The sequence below is a fragment of the Streptomyces nojiriensis genome (assembly GCF_017639205.1).
In the GTDB taxonomy this organism is placed as follows: Bacteria; Actinomycetota; Actinomycetes; order Streptomycetales; family Streptomycetaceae; genus Streptomyces; species Streptomyces nojiriensis.
In genome coordinates this window covers 755819-772028 of sequence record NZ_CP071139.1, presented here as the reverse complement: position 1 = coordinate 772028, position 16210 = coordinate 755819, and the positions used below count along the sequence as shown (strand labels likewise).

Genomic DNA, 16210 nt, shown 5'->3' with positions numbered 1-16210 from the left:
TCTCGCGTGGGTCACCAGCGGGCCCGGATGAGGGTGGCGGCGAGGTGGAGTGCGGCCTGTGAGGCGATGGCGAGCTTGTCCGTTCGCATGGCCAGGCCGCGCCACTGTTGAAGGCGGTTGATGCGGCGTTCGACTGCGTTGCGCTTGTGGTGTTCGGCGAGGTGAGCCGCGAGCCAAGGAGACCAGGCGGCTGGGACGTTCGGCGGCGTCACAGCCGCACCCTGCGGGTGATTGGCTCACCTGGCTGGTCATCCGTTCGATATCGGGGGGATTTCTGAACTCAGCCGATCCTGCACACAGGCTCTCGGGCGACTCCACAGGGACGGAGGCATACCATGTCCACGGATAATCACGAGAACGCTGCCGGTGCCGATCCTTTCGGCGACGACTGCGGCAGCCCGACGGACGACGGATATCTCTGGAAGGAAATCCAGTTGTGCGTCCTGAAACAGCCCGGACCCTGCCGGGAAGTGGAGAGCCGTTGGGGCGTGATGGCGGGCCGTAAGGGAAGCACGACGGACTTTCAACTGGTTCCGACGGAGCGCCTCAAAGGGATCGAATGCTCCAAGATCTGGGCCGGCGGTGCTACCGACTACTGGTCTGCCGCGCAAGGCAGGATCCCCCACTACTTCGGTCAACCAGCCGCGGCCGGACTGGGCGTCAACTCCAAACAGGCCCGCAGACAAGATCAGTTGCACATCCACATGTCCCATTGCGCCGCCCAGGCGTTGCACGACCTCGAAGGATATGAGAAGCAGCAGAAGATCACTGCGGACGTGACGAAGTGGAAGAATACGGTGCTTCCGGTGACGGGCTTCGCATCGGAGACCCGAAACTACCGGGTGGTGAAGTCCCCGAACCTCAGCGGCAACCTCTTCTACTCCCTCAGGCATCACGTGGTCGGGGACGACAGCCGAATGCAGTATCAGACGATGATCGTGCTTCCGGCAAAGTGCGGCTTCTACATCCTGAACAGTGAGAGCGACCTCCCCAGCGGCACCAACACCTGCAACCACCTCCTCGACTGCGCCTGACCGCCCGCCCCGTACGGGGTATCGCCGAGGTAAGCCCAAAAGGGGCCATGGGGTGATCTTGCAGTCTTACCGGGCAGGCAGAAGAACCGCTCCGATCTGTGTCAGCCGGGTGCGCGAGCAGCAGGGCTTGTACGCGCGGGGGTACGTCGACGACGGCGAGAAGCGGGAAGACGCCGCCACCGAAGGGATCGGCCTGTGACCGTCCAGAACGCCGCCCAGGCAGGGCTGTCCACCGGGGTCTTCGCGGAGCAGGCCCTCGGGGAGGATCGGACCGATTCTTGGCGGTAGAGCCCGCCAGTACCGCCCGGCTGCTGCCGCACCCGCGGACCGCTGTTCGCCACTCGCCGCCGCACCGACCCCCCCCCTTTACGGCGGACCCTTCCCCTTCGCAGCCGCGCGGCGTCTTGTCTCAGCCTCGAGATCGACGTCACTCTGTGATCGTGCCGAGCGACGACGTGCCAGAGCGAAGGGCGCAGGCACGCGGCGGTGCCCATGGCGATCAGCGCCCGGGTCATGACCGGCGGCGAGACCGTGAGGGCCAGGGCGTCGTCCTGTGCCCGGTACGCGGCGCGGGTGTCGCCGAGCAGCGTGTACGCCTAGGCCGTCTCTTCCGGATCTTGCCGGGCCCGCGACGCCCGGCACCGCACCTGGCCGCGTTGTCGGGGCGCCCGAGTACGTCCAGTACACGGTGCGCTCCTCCGCCTTGCCATGCACGGCACCGGACGCCGCGGGCTCGGCCGACAAGATCCGAAAGAGACGGCCTAGACCGGATCGAGCCGCCGATGCCGGCCGATCCGGTCCGAGGTCGGCGGTGGGCCGACCACCGTCGAACCCTTGAGGCCATCGCGTGGAAGTACCGCACCTGCTCGCCCTGGCGGGGCCTGCCGGACGAACTCGGCTCGTTCCAGACCGCTCATGAACGGCTGATCAGGTGGGCCGTGGACGGCACCTGGGAACGGATCCTCGCCGCACTCCTGGCGGCGGCTGACGCCGGTGACGACATCTGCTGGACCGTGTCGGTGGACTCCACCGTCTGCCGAGCCCACCAGCACGCCGCCGGAGCCAGGACGAAGGGGCGTCCGGCCGGGCCGAACCCGGCGACCACGTGCTCGGCCGCTCCCGTGGCGGCCTGAGCACGAAGGTCCATCTCGTCAGCGACAGCCGTGCACAGCCTTTGATCCTTCGCGTCACCGCAGGCCAGGCGGGTGACACACCGGCTTTCGAAGCTGTCATGGCCGGCATCCGTGTTCCGCGAAGTGGACCCGGAAGACCGAGGACCCGGCCGGAGGCGGTCCTGGCCGACCGGGCTTACTCGTCCCGCGCGATTCGTCGGCCTCACCTACACGCTCCGCGTGCTCGCGCAGTCCCATGCAGAGCATCCTGAGTACCGCGAGGAATGGCGTCCTTGGAGTCCGATCAAAGAGGCAGACCCTGGTCGACGGCCGCGGTCAGCGGCAGCAGTGCGGGGCGCTTCGCCGTGCGGCCGTCGCCGGAGGAGCGGCCGCGCAGGCGGCGGCCCAGCCAGGGGCCGAGGAAGGCGGCCGCCCAGCGCAGTTCGGCCGCCACGGTCGAGCCGCCCGGGGCGGTCGGCCGCGGTGGCAGCGGGTGCGTCCAGGAGTCGTCGCTGCCGGGCAGGCCGACGGCGTGGGCGAGGGCCGCGGCGATCCGTTCGTGGCCGACGGGGCTGGCGTGGAGGCGGTCCGTGGTCCACATCCGCGGGTCGGTCACGGCGACCGGCCGGGCGGTCTCGGCCACGGCGACCCCGTGGCGGGCGGCCGCGGCGCGGATGCGGTCGTTGAGGTCAGCTATGCGCGGTGCCACGGGTCGGGCGAGGGGCACCAGCACGCTGAGGTCGGGGAAGGTCACCGTCGCCACGCGGGCCCCGGCGGCCGTGAGCGCCGCGAACATCTCCTCCAGGTGCCCGGCGACCTCCGCGGCGTCGAACCGCGGCCGGAGGACGTCGTTGACCCCGGCGACGACGGTGGCCAGATCGGGGCGCAGGTCCAGGGCGGGGCCCAGCTGTTCGGCGCGGACCTGCCCGGCGAGGCGTCCCCGGACGGCCAGATTGGCGTACCGGAGACCGGGGTTGACGGCGGTGAGGTGTTCGGCGAACCGGTCGGCGAACCCGCGCAGGCCCACGGTGTCGTCCCCGTCGCCCAGGCCTTCGGTCTGACTGTCGCCCAGGGCGACGTAGCGCAGATACTCACCGTTCGGCACGGGCCGACCTCTCCTTCAGGATCGCCGCGCTCCGGCGGCACCAGTCGCGGTGTCCCTGCTCGAAGGCGAGGCCGCGCAGACCGGTCAGGTACCCGCCGATCCGATCGCCGTGGAGCAGGAACTCCTCCTCCTCCATGTCGCCGCGCATCTTGCGCAGCACCCTGCCGAGCAGCTCGATCTTGGCGTCGGCGGCGACCGCGCGCGCTTCGAGCTGCGCGATCACCGGTTCGATGCCGATCCGGTCGGCGGTCTGGACCTTGACGAGGAGGTCGTCACGGATGACGGAGGACTTCAGCGGGGCCGCGGCGAACTCCTCCAGTTCGGTGCGGCCGGCCTCGGTGACCTGGAAGAGGCGCTTGTTGGGCCGGGTCTCCTGGACCACCTCGCGGCCCTCGACCAGCCCTTCCTTCTCCAGCTTGGCCAGCTCGGCGTACAGCTGCTGGGGCAGGGCGTGCCAGAAGTTCGAGACGCCGATGTCGAAGGACTTCGCCAGCTCGTAGCCGCTGAACTCGCCGTCCAGCAGCGCCGCCAGTACGGCATGTCGCAGGGCCATCGCGGTCACCCCTTCCCCTTCCTCGCCAACCCCTGCATCATACTCATGAAAGTGACTAGTCAGATTCATGAGTACGAGGAGGGGTCATGGAGACTGCCGAACGCTTCCGCGCCGCCGTGGAGAAGCGGGATCTCACCGCGCTGGAGGACCTGTTCACCGAGGACGTCCGGCTCTACAGCCCGGTGAAGTTCACGCCCTTCGAGGGCCGGCCCATGGTCCTGGGGCTCTTCGGGGTGCTGCTGCGCGTCTTCGAGGACTTCCGCTACGTCGGTGGCTTCGAGGGCGCGGCCGAGACCAGCGCCGACGGCGAGGAGGCCCCGGCGGAGGTCCTGCTCTTCCGGGCCGGGGTGGACGGCAGGGAGATCCACGGGATCGACCTGCTCCACTTCGACGAGGCGGGCCGCATCAAGGAGTTCACCGTGATGGTCCGCCCGCAGTCCGCCGTGCAGGCCCTGGGGCAGGCGGTCCTCGCCGGCCTGGTCGCCGACGGCCTCGCGTAGGCACTTCGGAGCGCGGCTCCTCCGGCGCCGGTCCCGTGGACGTCGGTGACGGAGTGCGGACGGCCGTCGTCGCCCGCACTCCCTCGCCGTCACGCCAGGACGGACCTGCCGCGGGAGCCCCGGCCGGAGACCGGACGCAGGACCAGGGTGAGGAAGCCGAAGCTGTCCCGGTAGCCGCGCAGCCATTCCGCACGCCGGGTGGTGGCCGTCCGCAGGACCTCGGCGGCGTCCGGATCGGCGGGGTGGTCGAGGGCCCACGAGGCCAGCGAGCCCAGGCAGGACCACTCGTACGCGTCCAGCTCCTCGCGCGTGCTGACATGCGCGTGTACGGGAGCCCACCCGTCGGCGACGACGAGGTCCACGGTGGTCGCCAGGTCGTGGAGCTCGCCGAAGATCTCGACGGCCTCCGGGGAGGGCGCGCGGTCCCAGAAGCTCTCCCCGAGCAGCACGCGGCCGCCGGGAGCCAGGTGCTCCCGGGCCGCCGCGAGGGTCGGCAGCAGGCCGCCGAAGGCGTGGGTGGCGCCGACACTGAGCACCAGGTCGAAGGGCTGGTCGGAGACGAAGTCCGCGGCCTCCTGCCGGTGCACGACGAGACGTTCCCCGACGCCGAGCAGATCCGCCGACCGGCGGGCCTGCGTCACCGACTCCTCGGAGGTGTCCACGCCCTCGGCATGCAGTTCGGGGTGCGTGGCCAGGGCGCGCAGAAGCCATTCGGCGGTTCCGCACCCCAGGTCGAGCACCCGCTCGCCGTCGCGCGGTGCGCCGTGTTCGAGCAGTCGGCGGACCGATTCGTCGCCGAGCGGGGCTTTTATGGGGTGGTCGGCGTGGGCGATCCTTGAGATCTGTTCATGATTCACCGGGGCAGCCTGCCAACGGCCGTGTCCCCGCGCACCCCATTTCCGTCCGGGCACCCTATGCCGTCGACCTCCGCTCCCAGGCCTGCGCGAACATCTCGTGCAGGGGCGCCGTCGGCAGCACGCGGCCGAAGGGGGCGCGGACCGAGTTGCTCCACAGCGGGCGCACCTGGTGGGTCGCCAGCTTCACCGTCTCCAGCGGCAGGTTCGGGGCCTTCAGCTCGGTCCACTCCCCGGGCAGGAACACGGTCCGGCCCGCCCGCGCCCGCTTGGCCTCCATGACCGCGCCGGTGGCGAGGAGTTCCGCCTGGACCTCCTTGTGCCGCCTGGCGGTCCAGCCGTTCCACCGCCGTACGTTCCGGTCGGTGGGGGAGGCCAGGGCCGCCACCTGGAGGTACAGCGCCGCCGCGTCCGCGCCGGCGCCGAGCTCACCCGCCACCCGCGTGACCAGCTCCGGGCAGGACCGCCGCGGATCCGCCTCGTACGCACCGGCCGGCACCGGTCCGGAGCGGGCCCGGAGCATCATCCGCTCCAGCCCGCCACCGGCCAGCAGCGGTGCCACCCGGTCCAGCTCCTCCGCGAGGTCGGTGACCTCGCGGACCCGCCGCCACACCTCGGGGTCGGCCACCGCCGCGGGCCGCAGGAACGAGGCGCCGCCGGGCGCGCACACCACCAGGGGCCCGGAGTCGTACGCAGTCACCGGAACCGGGCCTTCCTCCTTGCGGTCGTCCATCGCCACCGGCAGCAGCCCCGGCCCGAACCGCTCCGCGATCCGCGCCGAGGTGTCCTGGACCCGGCCGCCGGGCAGCGCCAGCAGCAGCTCCGGACGCGCCAGTTCGGCCCGCAGCCGCTCGTACACGTCCATCGCTCCGGCCACCGCCGGATCCCCGGCGGGCCGGTCCGTCCAGGCCCACACCAGCGCGCTCGCCATTCCGAGGAGGTCGAGGCCCACCTGGGTGCGGTACGGCAGTCCGGACCCGGCCGGGGGCACGGCCCGGACCTCCACCCCGATGCCGTACCGGGTCGCCGCCAGCTCCCAGCCGGCCGCCTCCACGGGCGCGTTCACGGGCGCGTTCACGGGTGTGTCCGTGGCGGCCGCCCAGCCGCCCGCCAGCCGCCGGGCCCATACCTCGCCCAGTCCCAGGTCGGTCTCCAGCGCGTCCGCCGCCTCGTCGTGCACGGCGGGCAGCGCCCCGAGCAGCTCCCGCCACACCCCGGCCATCCGCTCCGCCGCCGCGTCGACCCCGCCCGGCCGCCACAGCTCGGCCGGGTCCTCGGGCAGGGCTGCGGCCAGGACCGCCCGCTGCCCGGCGCCCCCGAGCCGCGCGCGCAGTTCCTCGTACGCCCCGGCCGTCAGCGCGGTCGCCCGGTACGGGGCCCTGCACGCCAGGGCGCGGACCTCGTCCCGGTCGGCCCGCCCGACCAGACCGGCGACCACGAGCCGGGCCACGGCCCGCCGGACACCGGTCAGTTCCGCGAAGCGCGCCGCCGCCGACTCGGGCACCGGGACCGGCCCGTGCGCCTCGACCGCCGCCACCAGGGCCCGGAGTCGGGCGGCGTCGTCCCGCAGCACCCGGACCGGGCGGGCCTGTGCGAGCGCCGCCGGCACCGGATCGCCGTCCGGATCCCCGGCGGCGGGCGCCACGAACCAGCACGCCGACCCGCCGGCCCGCAGCGCGGCGGACGCCACGGGGGTCCCGCCCGCCCGCAGCCCGTCCAGGTCCGCGGAGTCGGCCGTCCGGCCCACCCACCACCGGCTGCCCGCACGGGCGAACGGCTGCTCGGCCCAGGTGTCGAGCAGCGCGAGCAGGGCGGCCCGGTCCGCGTCCGGGGTCGGTGCCACCGCCGCCCGCCACGCCACGGCGTCGATCGAACCCAGCAGCTGCGACCAGTCGTGCGGCGGCGCGGGCGGCGAGAGGCGCCGCACCTCCTCCCCGATCGTCCCGGCCAGGCAGGCGCCGTCGGACGCCAGCGCGCTCAGCGTCGCCGGCAGCGCCACGTCCTGGGTCCGCCGGCGCGGGTCGTCCTCCCCGCCCGGGACCAGCCCGGACAGCGCGGGCAGCAGCTCGGTGTCCCGCGCGGACCGGCGCAGCACGACCGGCGGGGCCTCGGCGAGCAGGGACACGCGCCGGTGCAGGGCCCGCCGCCGCTCCTCCACCCGGGCCGCCCGCCCGGCCACCGCCACGACCGCATCGACCAGGACCGGGTCGGTGACCTCCGGCAACTCCCGGGCCACGGCGACGCGCAGCGCCTGTTCACCGGTGAGCGCGGCCGCCAGCAGCGTCCGCGCCGTCTCGCCGCCCACACTCCGCAGCGCCCGGGACCCGGCCGCGTCCCGCGTGCGCAGCAGGTACCAGAAGGCGGGCGGCAGGGCCACCCCCGCCGACACGGTGACCTGCCGGGCCGGCCGCACCCGCGGGTGCTTGGGCGAGTGGTGCCCGTCCAGCTCCCACAGCAGGACACCGTCGGCGGTGTACGCGCGCACGCCCGTACGGGTCTGCGCCTCGGCCAGGACCACGTCCTCCACCGCGCCCTCCGGTGCGGCCCACAGACCCCACGGCTCCTGCCCCGGCCGGTCGATGTCGAAGCGCGCCGTCCGTCCGTCCACGCTCTCCACCAGGTAGTGGTCGGGGGCGTGGTCGCGGTGCCGGGTACGGAACAGCACCCGGGTCCCGACCAGCCCGTCCCGGCTGCCCAGCGGGGAGCCGGGCAGCCCGGCGGGCAGCGGCGCCAGCTGCAGCGCCTCCGAGGCCAGGCTCATCCCCGCCTCGGACGGCTCCGCGGCGGGATCGGCGCCCGGTGCGCGGCCGGGGAAGTCCGGCAGGGGTACGGGCCCCCGCCGCTCGCCGGTGGCCGGGTCCACCACCTCCCACGGCTGCTTCCCGTAGATCCTGTTGGTCCAGATCCGCGAGCCGTCGCCGAGCAGCAGCTCCTCGCTGTCGATGCCTTCGGTGCCACCCGGACGCAGCACGCGCAGGCCGCTGTGGCGCCCGCCGCCGTCGGCGGACTCGAACTGGAAGCCGTACGCCCCGTCCAGGCTGCCGCCGAACGGCACGAGCCCGCCCACCTCCTGGGGCTCGAACGGCTGCTCGGGCCGGTCGGCCCAGACGGCGGTGTCGCAGTAGTAGGGGTTCGGCTTGAGGGTCCAGCTCACCAGGAACGCGCCGCCCACGTAGTGCACGGCGAACAGGGTCGCGTCCTCGGGAACCGTGAACCGGCAGGAGCCCCGCTCTCCGTCCGGGGCGACGGCGACCGCCCGGTCGCGGCCGAAGACCGTCAGCACCGGCCAGGTGCAGGTCACCCCGGCCACGCCCGGCAGCGCTCCGCCGGCCGCCCCCTCCGGCGCGCCGGCCCCGGCGGACTCCGCGAACCCCGCGTACACCGACTCCAGGGCCGGCCAGGCCAGTTCCTCCGGCAGACCGGCCGCCAGCGAGCGCTGCAGCGTGCCCGCCGCGCCCGCCCCGGCGAGGGCGGCGGTGATCCCGCCGAGGGCCGTCACCGTCGGCCGGTCCAGCAGGGTCTCCAGCTCGGCCACGGCCTCCTCGGCCCCCGCCGTGCCGCCGCCCCCGACCGTGCCGACGAGCTTGCCGACCCGCCCGGCCACCTCGTGGGCGATGCCCTCGTTGCCCGGCAGCAGCGTCACCGCGGACCCGCTGCGTCGCCCGCGCGCGGCCCAGTGGTCGGGGAGCAGATCGGCATGGACCGTCCCCTCCAGGCGGGGGCCGAACACCGGGTCCGCGGCCAGCGCGACGAGGTCCCGCCGGGACCGCTCGCCCCAGAACCGCATCCGGACCTCCGCGCCCGGGTCGACCACCGCGGTGCCGGCGGCCAGGCAGGCGTCCAGCACGTCCGCGTCGAAGCCCTGGTAGTGGTACCGGGTGGTGTGCACCGCGACCGGCGTGCCGGCCGCCCGCAGCCGCGGGCCCAACTGCCCCACCAGGTCGAGGAACTCAGCCGGCAGCGGCTGCCGGGCCACCCCGCCGCCGGACTGCAGCGCGTACTGGTACATGCGGACGAACTGCCCGACCCAGTGCGCCGGCCCGCCCTCCGGTACCAGCCGCCCGGCCGCCATCGCCTCCGTCGCGCCGCAGCCGATCAGCATCCGCAGCCAGGCCCCGCCGTCGGTGACCCCGGCCGGAAAGACCTCCACCAGTCCGGCCAGGACGGCGTCCGTCGGCGGATGGGCCGTCAGGACGGCCTCCGCGGCGGACAGCAGTGCCTCGGGCACCGACTTCCCGCGGGTGACCGACAGGATCGCGCCCACCATCCGCGCGGCCTCGCCGTCACCGTGCCCGGCCGCCCTGGCCGAAGCCCGTACCCGGCGCACCAGATCCGCCGGCAGGTCCGCCCGCGAGCCCGCCCACGCGGTCAGGAACGCCTCCAGGGCGGTGTGCGCGGCCGCCGGATCGAGCGTCTCGGCGAGGAAGCGCTGATGGGCCCCGAACTCCTTGGCCGGCATGGCCCCGCCCGCCGCGAACAGCAGGGCGTTGGCCCTGCGGTAGCCGGGATCCACCGGCAGCCCGTGCTCGGCCTCGGCCGCGCGGGCAGCCGCGTACGCGCGCCCGCCCGGCCGGCTCCCGTAACCGATCAGGCGATGGCCCACCGTGTCCCAGAACCACGGCAGGTGCGCCGGCGGGAGCCGCCGCGCCCGCGCGGTCATCGTGTCGACGAACCGGCCGGGCTTGTCCCGGGACCGGCCGAGCTCGGTGTACATGTCCTCGACCAGGTCCCGCGCGACCCCCGCCGCACCCGGGTCGTGGGCGGCGACCCAGTCGGCGTACGTGGTGGAGGCGTGCGGACCGGAGGCGGGCAGCAGGGCATCGAGCGAGACGATCATGCTTCGCATCGTCGCACGGGCCACTGACACCACCAGGCCCGGGCGGAGCGGCCCCGGCCACGGCCTCCGGGCCACGGCCTCCGGGCCACGGCCTCCCGCCCTTCCTCTAGAGTGCTTCCGTCCCGTACACGTGACTGTGACCCCGGCCGGGCGGCGCGTGCCGACCCGCGCACGGGCCCGAGCGAGGAGCAACCGTGACCGACCTGGCGTCCATATCCCTGCAGCAGGAGATCGCCCGCGATCTCCAGGTGAGCGCGTCCTTCGACGTCCGGCAGGAGATCGAGCGCCGAGTGGCCTTCCTCGCCGAGCGGCTGACCTCCACGGGCCTGCGCGCCCTGGTCCTGGGCATCAGCGGCGGCGTGGACTCCACGACCGCGGGCCGACTGTGCCAGCTCGCCGTCGAGCGGGCGCGCGCCGCCGGGCACGAGGCGACGTTCTTCGCGATGCGACTGCCCTACGGCACCCAGGCCGACGAGAAGGACGCGCAGCTGGCGCTGGACTTCATCCGGGCCGACCGGGTCCTGACCGTGGACGTGAAGTCCGCGAGCGACGCCGCCCTGGAAGCGGCGCTGGCCGGCGGCACGGTCTTCCGCGACGCGCACCACCAGGACTTCGTGCACGGCAACATCAAGGCCCGGCAGCGCATGATCGCCCAGTACGCGGTGGCGGGCGCGCACGAGGGCCTGGTAGTCGGCACCGACCACGCCGCCGAGGCGGTCTCCGGCTTCTTCACCAAGTTCGGCGACGGCGCGGCCGACGTCGTCCCGCTCACCGGCCTCACCAAGCGCCGGGTACGCGCCCTCGCCGAGGAGCTCGGCGCGCCCGCCGAGCTGGTGCACAAGACCCCGACCGCGGACCTGGAGACGCTCGACCCGGGCAAGCCCGACGAGGACGCGCTCGGCGTCACCTACGACGACATCGACGACCTCCTGGAGGGCAAGCCCGTCGCCGGGACCGCCTTCGCGGCCATCGTCGCCCGCTACCGCCTCACCGAGCACAAGCGACAGCTGCCGATCGCCCCCTGAGCCGCCCCGCGCCGGCCCGGCATTGAGCCGAACGGCTCAATGCCGGGCCGACGGCGGGCCCGCCCCGCAAGGTCGCACCTATCGTGGAAACGACCTCATGACCGGCGGTGGCGCGCGAACAGGTGGATGTGGACGGATCAGGGATCGACTATCACGCGGTCTTCCACGCCCTTCCGGGCGCGGTCGCCCTGCTGACCCCTGACCTGGTGTACCTGGACGTCAACGAGTCGTTCCTGGAGACCTCCGGCCGCAGCCGCGAGCAGATCATCGACCGCTACCTCTTCGACGTCTTCCCCGACAACCCCAACGATCCGGCGGCGAACGGCATGCGCAACCTGCGCGCCTCCCTGGAGCGGGTCGCGGCCACCGGGGAGCCCGACAGCATGGCCGTCCAGCGCTACGACGTCGAGTACCCCGACGGATCCGGGGTCTGGCACGAGCGCTACTGGAGCCCCGTCAACGTGCCCGTCCTCGCCCCCGACGGCACCGTGGCGCTGCTCCTGCACCGGGTGGAAGAGGTCACCGAGCTCATCCGGGCCGGCGCCCGCAGCGGCGGCGACCACGCCCAGGTGTTGGAGGCCGAGATCTACACCCGCGGCCGGGAGCTCCAGGAGGTCAACGAACGCCTGCGCCGGGCCCACGCCCACGAGCGCGAGGTGGCCCTCCACCTCCAGGAGACCCTGCTGCCCGCGCCGCGCCCGCTCGGCCACCACCGGGCCGCCGTCCGCTACCGGCCCGCCACCGTGGCCCTGAACGTGTGCGGCGACTGGTACGACCTCGTCGACCGGCCCGGCCGCACGGCCGTGGCCGTCGGCGACGTCGTCGGCCACGGACTCGGGGCGGCCGGCGTCATGGGCCAGCTGCGCAGCGCCCTGTCGGCCGCCTCCCACGTCGCCGAGGGCCCGGCCCAGGCCCTGGAGGTCCTCGGCCTGTACGCCCGCTCCATCGACGGCGCCGAGTCCACCACCGCCGTGTCCGTCTTCATCGACTGGAACAGCCGCACCCTCACCTACAGCAGCGCCGGCCACCCCCCGCCCCTGCTCTGCCACCCCGACGGCACGGTCACCTTCCTCGACCGGGCCACCGACCCCCCGCTCGGCGCCCGGCCCGAGCACGCCCGCCGTCCCGAGGCCCAGCTCCCCTTCGCCGAAGGCTCCACCCTCGTCCTCTACACCGACGGGCTCATCGAACGCCGCCGCGAGGACATCGACGTCGGCCTGGGCAGGCTCGCCGACGCCCTCGTACGACACCGCACCGCCGACCCCGACGTCCTCGCCGACGCCCTGCTGGCCGAACTCATCCCCGCGGGCGGCATCACCGACGACACCGCGCTGGTCGTCCTCCGCCTGTGACGGCCGCCCGCCGGAAGAATTCGAAGGCGCCCACGGCCCCGGCTGCATAGGCTCGGCCCATGCCGAGCCCAGCACTCCAGCGCGTCAACGCCTTCCTTTCGGACTTCGCCCGCCGCCAGGCCGGGCGCACCACGTCCCTTCCCGGCGGGTTCGCCGTGTACGACGACGCGTTCGCGCAGTCCTATGCGAACAACCAGGTCGTCATCGACGCGGCCGTCGACCCCGAGGCGCTGCCCGCCCTCGCGGAGGAAGCCCTGGGGCACCTGCCGCACCGGCTGATCTCCGTACTCGACGACGACACCGGCAAGGCCTGCGCGGGGCCGCTGATCCGGGCCGGATACACCCACTCCACCTACCTCGTCATGCTGCACACGGGCCCGGTGCCGGACGCCGGAACTGCCCAGGAGGTGGACCTCGACGCGCTGCGCGTGCCGCTGACCCGGCGGTGGCGCGGATTCCTCCCGGACGCGGACGACGAGGTCCTGCGCCAGCTCGTCGACCGGCGCGAGGCCCGCCGGCGCGGGGCCGACGTCGTCCGGTTCATCGGTGCCCGAACCCAGGCGGGCGAGGTCGCCTCATGGGCCGATCTCTACGTCGACCGGGCGACCGGCACGGCCCAGATCGAGGACCTGATCACCTCGGAGGCCCACCTCGGACGCGGCTACGCCGACGCCGTCCTGGCGGGCGCCCTGCGCCTGGCCGCCGCCCACGGCAGCGACTTCTGCTTCCTGACCGCCGATGCCACGGACTGGCCGCGCCACTGGTACGAGCGCCGCGGCTTCGCCGTCATCGGCCACTCGCACGGCTTCGAACGCAGCTGACGCCGTACGCGCCGCGCGCCGCCCGTGCCCGGCCTCAGGGGCGGGGGTGAAGCGGGACCGGGACGCGGGGCAGGTCGATGCCGAAGTGGGTGCGGTAGGCGGCCAGGACCTCGGCGTCGTCGACCAGGGTCCGCTCGGTCCGTTCCCCGTCGGCCGTGACCGTCAGCACGCGGTCGCTGAGGGTGGTCCGGCCGGTCTCCGTCAGCAGCGAGCACACCGGCTTGCGGGTGAAACCCGACGTGGGCGAGGTGCTGTGCCACCAGGCGCCGGTCACGAAGTCGGACAGGAGCCGGGGGCGCGTCTCCAGCCGGTACCGGGGCACGCCGTCCCGGAGGACGTCGAGGTCCCCCTCCGGGCCGCCGGCCGGCACGATCCGGAACACGCCGCCCGGGTCGGTCTGCTCGCCGCGCTCGCCGAAGGCCAGCGGAAAGTGGCTGTGGTCGCCGAAGCCCACGTCCGCCAGCCACGGGCGGCCGTCTTCGCACTCCACGCGCAGCGCCAGGTGGTCGTAGGGCACGCCCTGCCCGCCGTCGGCCGAGTGCACCCGGGCCTGCAGCAGCTCCACCCTGTAGCCCAGGGAGTGCAGCAGCAGCGCGAACGCGCCGTTCAGCTCGTAACAGAATCCGCCGCGGCCGCCGAGCAGCAGCTTGTCGAGCAGTGCCTCCCCCTCCAGCACGATCTCCTGTCCCAGGTGGATGGACAGGCTCTCGAAGGGGACGGTCCGCAGGTGCCGCAGGTGCAGGTCGCGCAGGGCGGCCGCACTCGCCGACCCGGGCCGCGCCGCCCCGATCCGCCGCAGGTACGTGTCCACGCGTGACGCGGGAAGCTCATCCATCCCGGCAGTCTCGCAACCCGTCCCCGCCCCCGCCATACGCGGTTGGACCTAGGGCGTCTCTTTCGGATCTTGCCGGGCCCGCGACGCCCGGCACCGCACGTGGCCGCGTTGTCGGGGCACCCGAGTACGTCCAGTACACGGTGCGCTCCTCCGCCTTGCCATGCACGGCACCGGACGCCGCGGGCTCGGCCGACAAGATCCGAAAGAGACGGCCTAGGTGTATTGATCACGAGCGTTGTTGACACTGGTCAGGTCTTGAACATGGCGAAGACCTCCGGTGTGGTGGGAGCTGTCTAGGAACCCATTCCACGACGGAGGTCTTCGTGTCCCACCGTAATGCCCGGCTGACCGTCTTCGGTAGGCGGCTGCTGGTCGAACGTGTCCGCTCGGGCCGCCCTGTCGCGCACGTCGCGGCTGAGATGGGCATATCGCGGGCTACCGCTCACAAGTGGGTCCGCCGCTGGCGGACGGAAGGCGACGCAGGGCTCCACGACCGCTCCAGCCGCCCCCTGACGACACCCCGCCGGACGCCCGCCGGCATCGAGGCCCGGGTCTGCGACCTGCGCAGAACCCGCAAGCTCGGCCCGGCACGGATCGGACCGGTCCTGGGCCTGCCCGCCTCGACCGTCCACCGGATCCTGGCCCGGCACGGCCTGAACCGCCTCGCCTTCCTGGACCGGCCCACCGGCCAGGCCATCCGCCGTTACGAACGCGCCCGCCCCGGCGAGCTCGTCCATGTCGACATCAAGAAGCTCGGCAACATCCCCGACGGCGGCGGCCACAAGGTCATGGACCGCCGCACCGCGATGGACAACAAACTCGCCACCACCAGCCGGCGCAAGAGCTGCCACCCGGTGATCGGCTACTCGTTCATCCATTCCGCGGTCGACGACCACTCCCGCCTGGCCTACAGCGAAGTCCTGCCCGACGAACGCCAGCACACCGCGATCGCCTTCTGGCACCGAGCGAACGCGTTCTTCGCCGCCCACGGCATCACCGTCGAACGCGTGCTGACCGACAACGGATCCTGCTACAAGTCGAAGCAGTTCACCCAGGCCCTGACCACGGCCGGCATCACCCACAAGAAGATCAGGCCCTACCGGCCGCAGACCAACGGCAAGGTCGAACGCTTCAACCGAACCCTGCTCGACGAATGGGCCTACCTACGGCCCTACACCTCAAACGACGAGCGGACCCAGGCCCTGGCAGACTTCCTCCACACCTACAACCACCACCGCTGCCACACCGCACTGGACGGACACCCACCCATCAGCCGCGTCAACAACGCTGCGGGTCAATACACCTAGGCCGTGTCCGCAATGTCGATCGGTCGTTACTCCGTTCGTGGTGCGACGTCATGAACTGACCGATCAGGCCTGGGAAATCATCGGACCGTTACTGGCTCCGCCCCGGATGGGACGTCCGGTGCGGGACCGGCGGCAGGTCCTCAACGGCATCCTGTGGAAGCTGTCCACGGGTGCTGCCTGGCGGGACCTGCCCGAACGGTATGGGCCGTGGAAGACGGTCTACGAACGGTTCCGCCGCTGGTCGGCGGACGGAACCTGGGACCGGCTCCTGGCCCACGTCCAGCAGCACTCGGATGCGATCGGCGAAGTCGACTGGTCGGTTGTCTGCGTCGACTCGACGATCGTGCGGGCCCACCAGCACGCTGCCGGAGCCCGAAAAGGGGGCCCTGGACCGGTGAGGCACTCGGCCGGTCCCGAGGCGGACTGAGCACCAAGATCCACCTCGCCTGCGACGGCCGGGGCCGCCCTCTCGCGTTCACGCTCACCGGCGGGAACGTGAACGACTGCACGCAGTTCGAGCCGGTCATGGCCCGCATCCGCATCAAGCGGTGCGGGCCGGGCCGGCCCCGGACCCGACCGGAACGGGTGGTCGGCGACAAGGGCTACTCATCCCGCAAGATCCGCTCCTACCTGCGCAAACGCGGCATCGCCTGCACCATCCCCGAACGCGTCGACCAGATCAGCGGACGGCGTCGACGCGGAGAGAGCCTGTGCCGTCTCGACCGTGAGGTCTACCGGCGCCGCAACGTCGTCGAACGCTGCTTCAACAGGCTCAAGCAGAACAAGGCCCTCGCCACCCGCTACGACAAACGAGCCCGCCACTACAAAGCCCTGGTCACCCTCGCCTGCCTGCGACTATGGCTCCCCGGCTGACA

Annotated in this window: 13 protein-coding genes and 4 pseudogenes; 11 read left to right on the top strand and 6 right to left on the bottom strand. The window is 73.0% G+C overall.

Annotated elements, in window-relative coordinates; all coding sequences use genetic code 11:
* Positions 1 to 11: 11 nt before the first annotated feature.
* Positions 12 to 152: pseudogene (locus tag JYK04_RS03765) on the bottom strand (IS5/IS1182 family transposase); the annotation flags it as partial.
* A gap of 183 nt (positions 153 to 335) precedes the next feature.
* On the opposite strand from JYK04_RS03765, the gene JYK04_RS03760 reads away from it, so the two are divergent.
* The 5 genes and pseudogenes from JYK04_RS03760 to JYK04_RS42310 form a co-directional block, all read left to right on the top strand.
* Positions 336 to 1034: a CDP-diacylglycerol diphosphatase gene (locus JYK04_RS03760; protein WP_189746539.1), complete on the top strand. Its 699-nt coding sequence runs from the start codon at positions 336 to 338 to the stop codon at positions 1032 to 1034.
* 52 nt (positions 1035 to 1086) lie between these two features.
* Positions 1087 to 1233 (top strand): hypothetical protein, encoded by a 147-nt coding sequence (locus JYK04_RS03755; RefSeq protein ID WP_189746533.1) that lies wholly within the window; start codon positions 1087 to 1089, stop codon positions 1231 to 1233.
* A gap of 583 nt (positions 1234 to 1816) precedes the next feature.
* Positions 1817 to 2167, top strand: coding sequence for a transposase (locus JYK04_RS42320; protein ID WP_373297518.1), 351 nt, complete (start codon positions 1817 to 1819; stop codon positions 2165 to 2167).
* Positions 2140 to 2316, top strand: a pseudogene (locus JYK04_RS42315) (IS5/IS1182 family transposase); the annotation flags it as partial. The gene JYK04_RS42320 and the pseudogene JYK04_RS42315, both read left to right, overlap by 28 nt.
* Positions 2279 to 2383 (top strand): annotated as a pseudogene (locus JYK04_RS42310) (hypothetical protein); the annotation flags it as partial. The pseudogenes JYK04_RS42315 and JYK04_RS42310, both read left to right, overlap by 38 nt.
* A gap of 67 nt (positions 2384 to 2450) precedes the next feature.
* Here JYK04_RS42310 and JYK04_RS03745 read toward each other — a convergent pair.
* Both JYK04_RS03745 and JYK04_RS03740 read right to left on the bottom strand, forming a co-directional pair.
* Positions 2451 to 3251: an SGNH/GDSL hydrolase family protein gene (locus tag JYK04_RS03745; RefSeq protein WP_189746531.1), complete on the bottom strand. Its 801-nt coding sequence runs from the start codon at positions 3249 to 3251 to the stop codon at positions 2451 to 2453.
* A complete protein-coding gene (locus JYK04_RS03740; protein ID WP_189746529.1) occupies positions 3238 to 3804 on the bottom strand; it encodes a PadR family transcriptional regulator in 567 nt (188 codons plus the stop codon). The genes JYK04_RS03745 and JYK04_RS03740 overlap by 14 nt, the downstream gene beginning before the upstream one ends.
* Positions 3805 to 3890: 86 nt before the next feature.
* Here JYK04_RS03740 and JYK04_RS03735 point away from each other — a divergent pair, with 86 nt between their 5' ends.
* Positions 3891 to 4304 carry a nuclear transport factor 2 family protein gene (locus tag JYK04_RS03735; RefSeq protein WP_189746527.1) on the top strand — a complete coding sequence of 138 codons (414 nt, stop codon included), beginning with the start codon at positions 3891 to 3893 and terminating at the stop codon, positions 4302 to 4304.
* An 89-nt stretch (positions 4305 to 4393) separates the two neighbouring features.
* Here the strand turns inward: JYK04_RS03735 and JYK04_RS03730 are convergent, their stop codons facing one another.
* A complete protein-coding gene (locus JYK04_RS03730) occupies positions 4394 to 5161 on the bottom strand; it encodes an SAM-dependent methyltransferase (RefSeq protein ID WP_189746525.1) in 768 nt (255 codons plus the stop codon).
* Between the two features lie 55 nt (positions 5162 to 5216).
* The gene (locus JYK04_RS03725) at positions 5217 to 9995 is read right to left on the bottom strand and encodes an alginate O-acetyltransferase AlgX-related protein (RefSeq protein ID WP_189746523.1); all 4779 of its coding nucleotides are present in this window, start codon (positions 9993 to 9995) and stop codon (positions 5217 to 5219) included.
* A 194-nt stretch (positions 9996 to 10189) separates the two neighbouring features.
* On the opposite strand from JYK04_RS03725, the gene nadE reads away from it, so the two are divergent.
* From nadE to JYK04_RS03710, 3 genes are all read left to right on the top strand, one after another.
* Positions 10190 to 11020 carry an ammonia-dependent NAD(+) synthetase gene (nadE, locus tag JYK04_RS03720; protein ID WP_272933160.1) on the top strand — a complete coding sequence of 277 codons (831 nt, stop codon included), beginning with the start codon at positions 10190 to 10192 and terminating at the stop codon, positions 11018 to 11020.
* Between the two features lie 107 nt (positions 11021 to 11127).
* A complete protein-coding gene (locus tag JYK04_RS03715; RefSeq protein ID WP_425282267.1) occupies positions 11128 to 12372 on the top strand; it encodes a PP2C family protein-serine/threonine phosphatase in 1245 nt (414 codons plus the stop codon).
* Positions 12373 to 12431: 59 nt separating this feature from the next.
* A complete protein-coding gene (locus JYK04_RS03710) occupies positions 12432 to 13193 on the top strand; it encodes a GNAT family N-acetyltransferase (protein WP_189746521.1) in 762 nt (253 codons plus the stop codon).
* A 34-nt stretch (positions 13194 to 13227) separates the two neighbouring features.
* Here JYK04_RS03710 and JYK04_RS03705 read toward each other — a convergent pair whose 3' ends face one another.
* The gene (locus JYK04_RS03705; protein WP_229876823.1) at positions 13228 to 14028 is read right to left on the bottom strand and encodes an arylamine N-acetyltransferase family protein; all 801 of its coding nucleotides are present in this window, start codon (positions 14026 to 14028) and stop codon (positions 13228 to 13230) included.
* 323 nt (positions 14029 to 14351) lie between these two features.
* Here JYK04_RS03705 and JYK04_RS03700 point away from each other — a divergent pair, with 323 nt between their 5' ends.
* Both JYK04_RS03700 and JYK04_RS03695 read left to right on the top strand, forming a co-directional pair.
* Positions 14352 to 15335, top strand: a complete 984-nt coding sequence (locus tag JYK04_RS03700) for an IS481 family transposase (RefSeq protein WP_189746517.1) — start codon at positions 14352 to 14354, stop codon at positions 15333 to 15335.
* 40 nt (positions 15336 to 15375) lie between these two features.
* Positions 15376 to 16208: pseudogene (locus JYK04_RS03695) on the top strand (IS5 family transposase).
* Positions 16209 to 16210: the final 2 nt, after the last annotated feature.

Excerpts from the sequence above, each read along its gene's own strand:
- JYK04_RS03760 (WP_189746539.1), top strand. The coding sequence starts at position 336 with ATGTCCACGGATAATCACGAGAACGCTGCCGGTGCCGATCCTTTCGGC.
- JYK04_RS42320 (WP_373297518.1), top strand. The coding sequence starts at position 1,817 with ATGCCGGCCGATCCGGTCCGAGGTCGGCGGTGGGCCGACCACCGTCGA.
- JYK04_RS03740 (WP_189746529.1), bottom strand. The coding sequence starts at position 3,804 with ATGGCCCTGCGACATGCCGTACTGGCGGCGCTGCTGGACGGCGAGTTC.
- JYK04_RS03735 (WP_189746527.1), top strand. The coding sequence starts at position 3,891 with ATGGAGACTGCCGAACGCTTCCGCGCCGCCGTGGAGAAGCGGGATCTC.
- JYK04_RS03725 (WP_189746523.1), bottom strand. The coding sequence starts at position 9,995 with ATGATCGTCTCGCTCGATGCCCTGCTGCCCGCCTCCGGTCCGCACGCC.
- JYK04_RS03710 (WP_189746521.1), top strand. The coding sequence starts at position 12,432 with ATGCCGAGCCCAGCACTCCAGCGCGTCAACGCCTTCCTTTCGGACTTC.
- JYK04_RS03705 (WP_229876823.1), bottom strand. The coding sequence starts at position 14,028 with ATGGATGAGCTTCCCGCGTCACGCGTGGACACGTACCTGCGGCGGATC.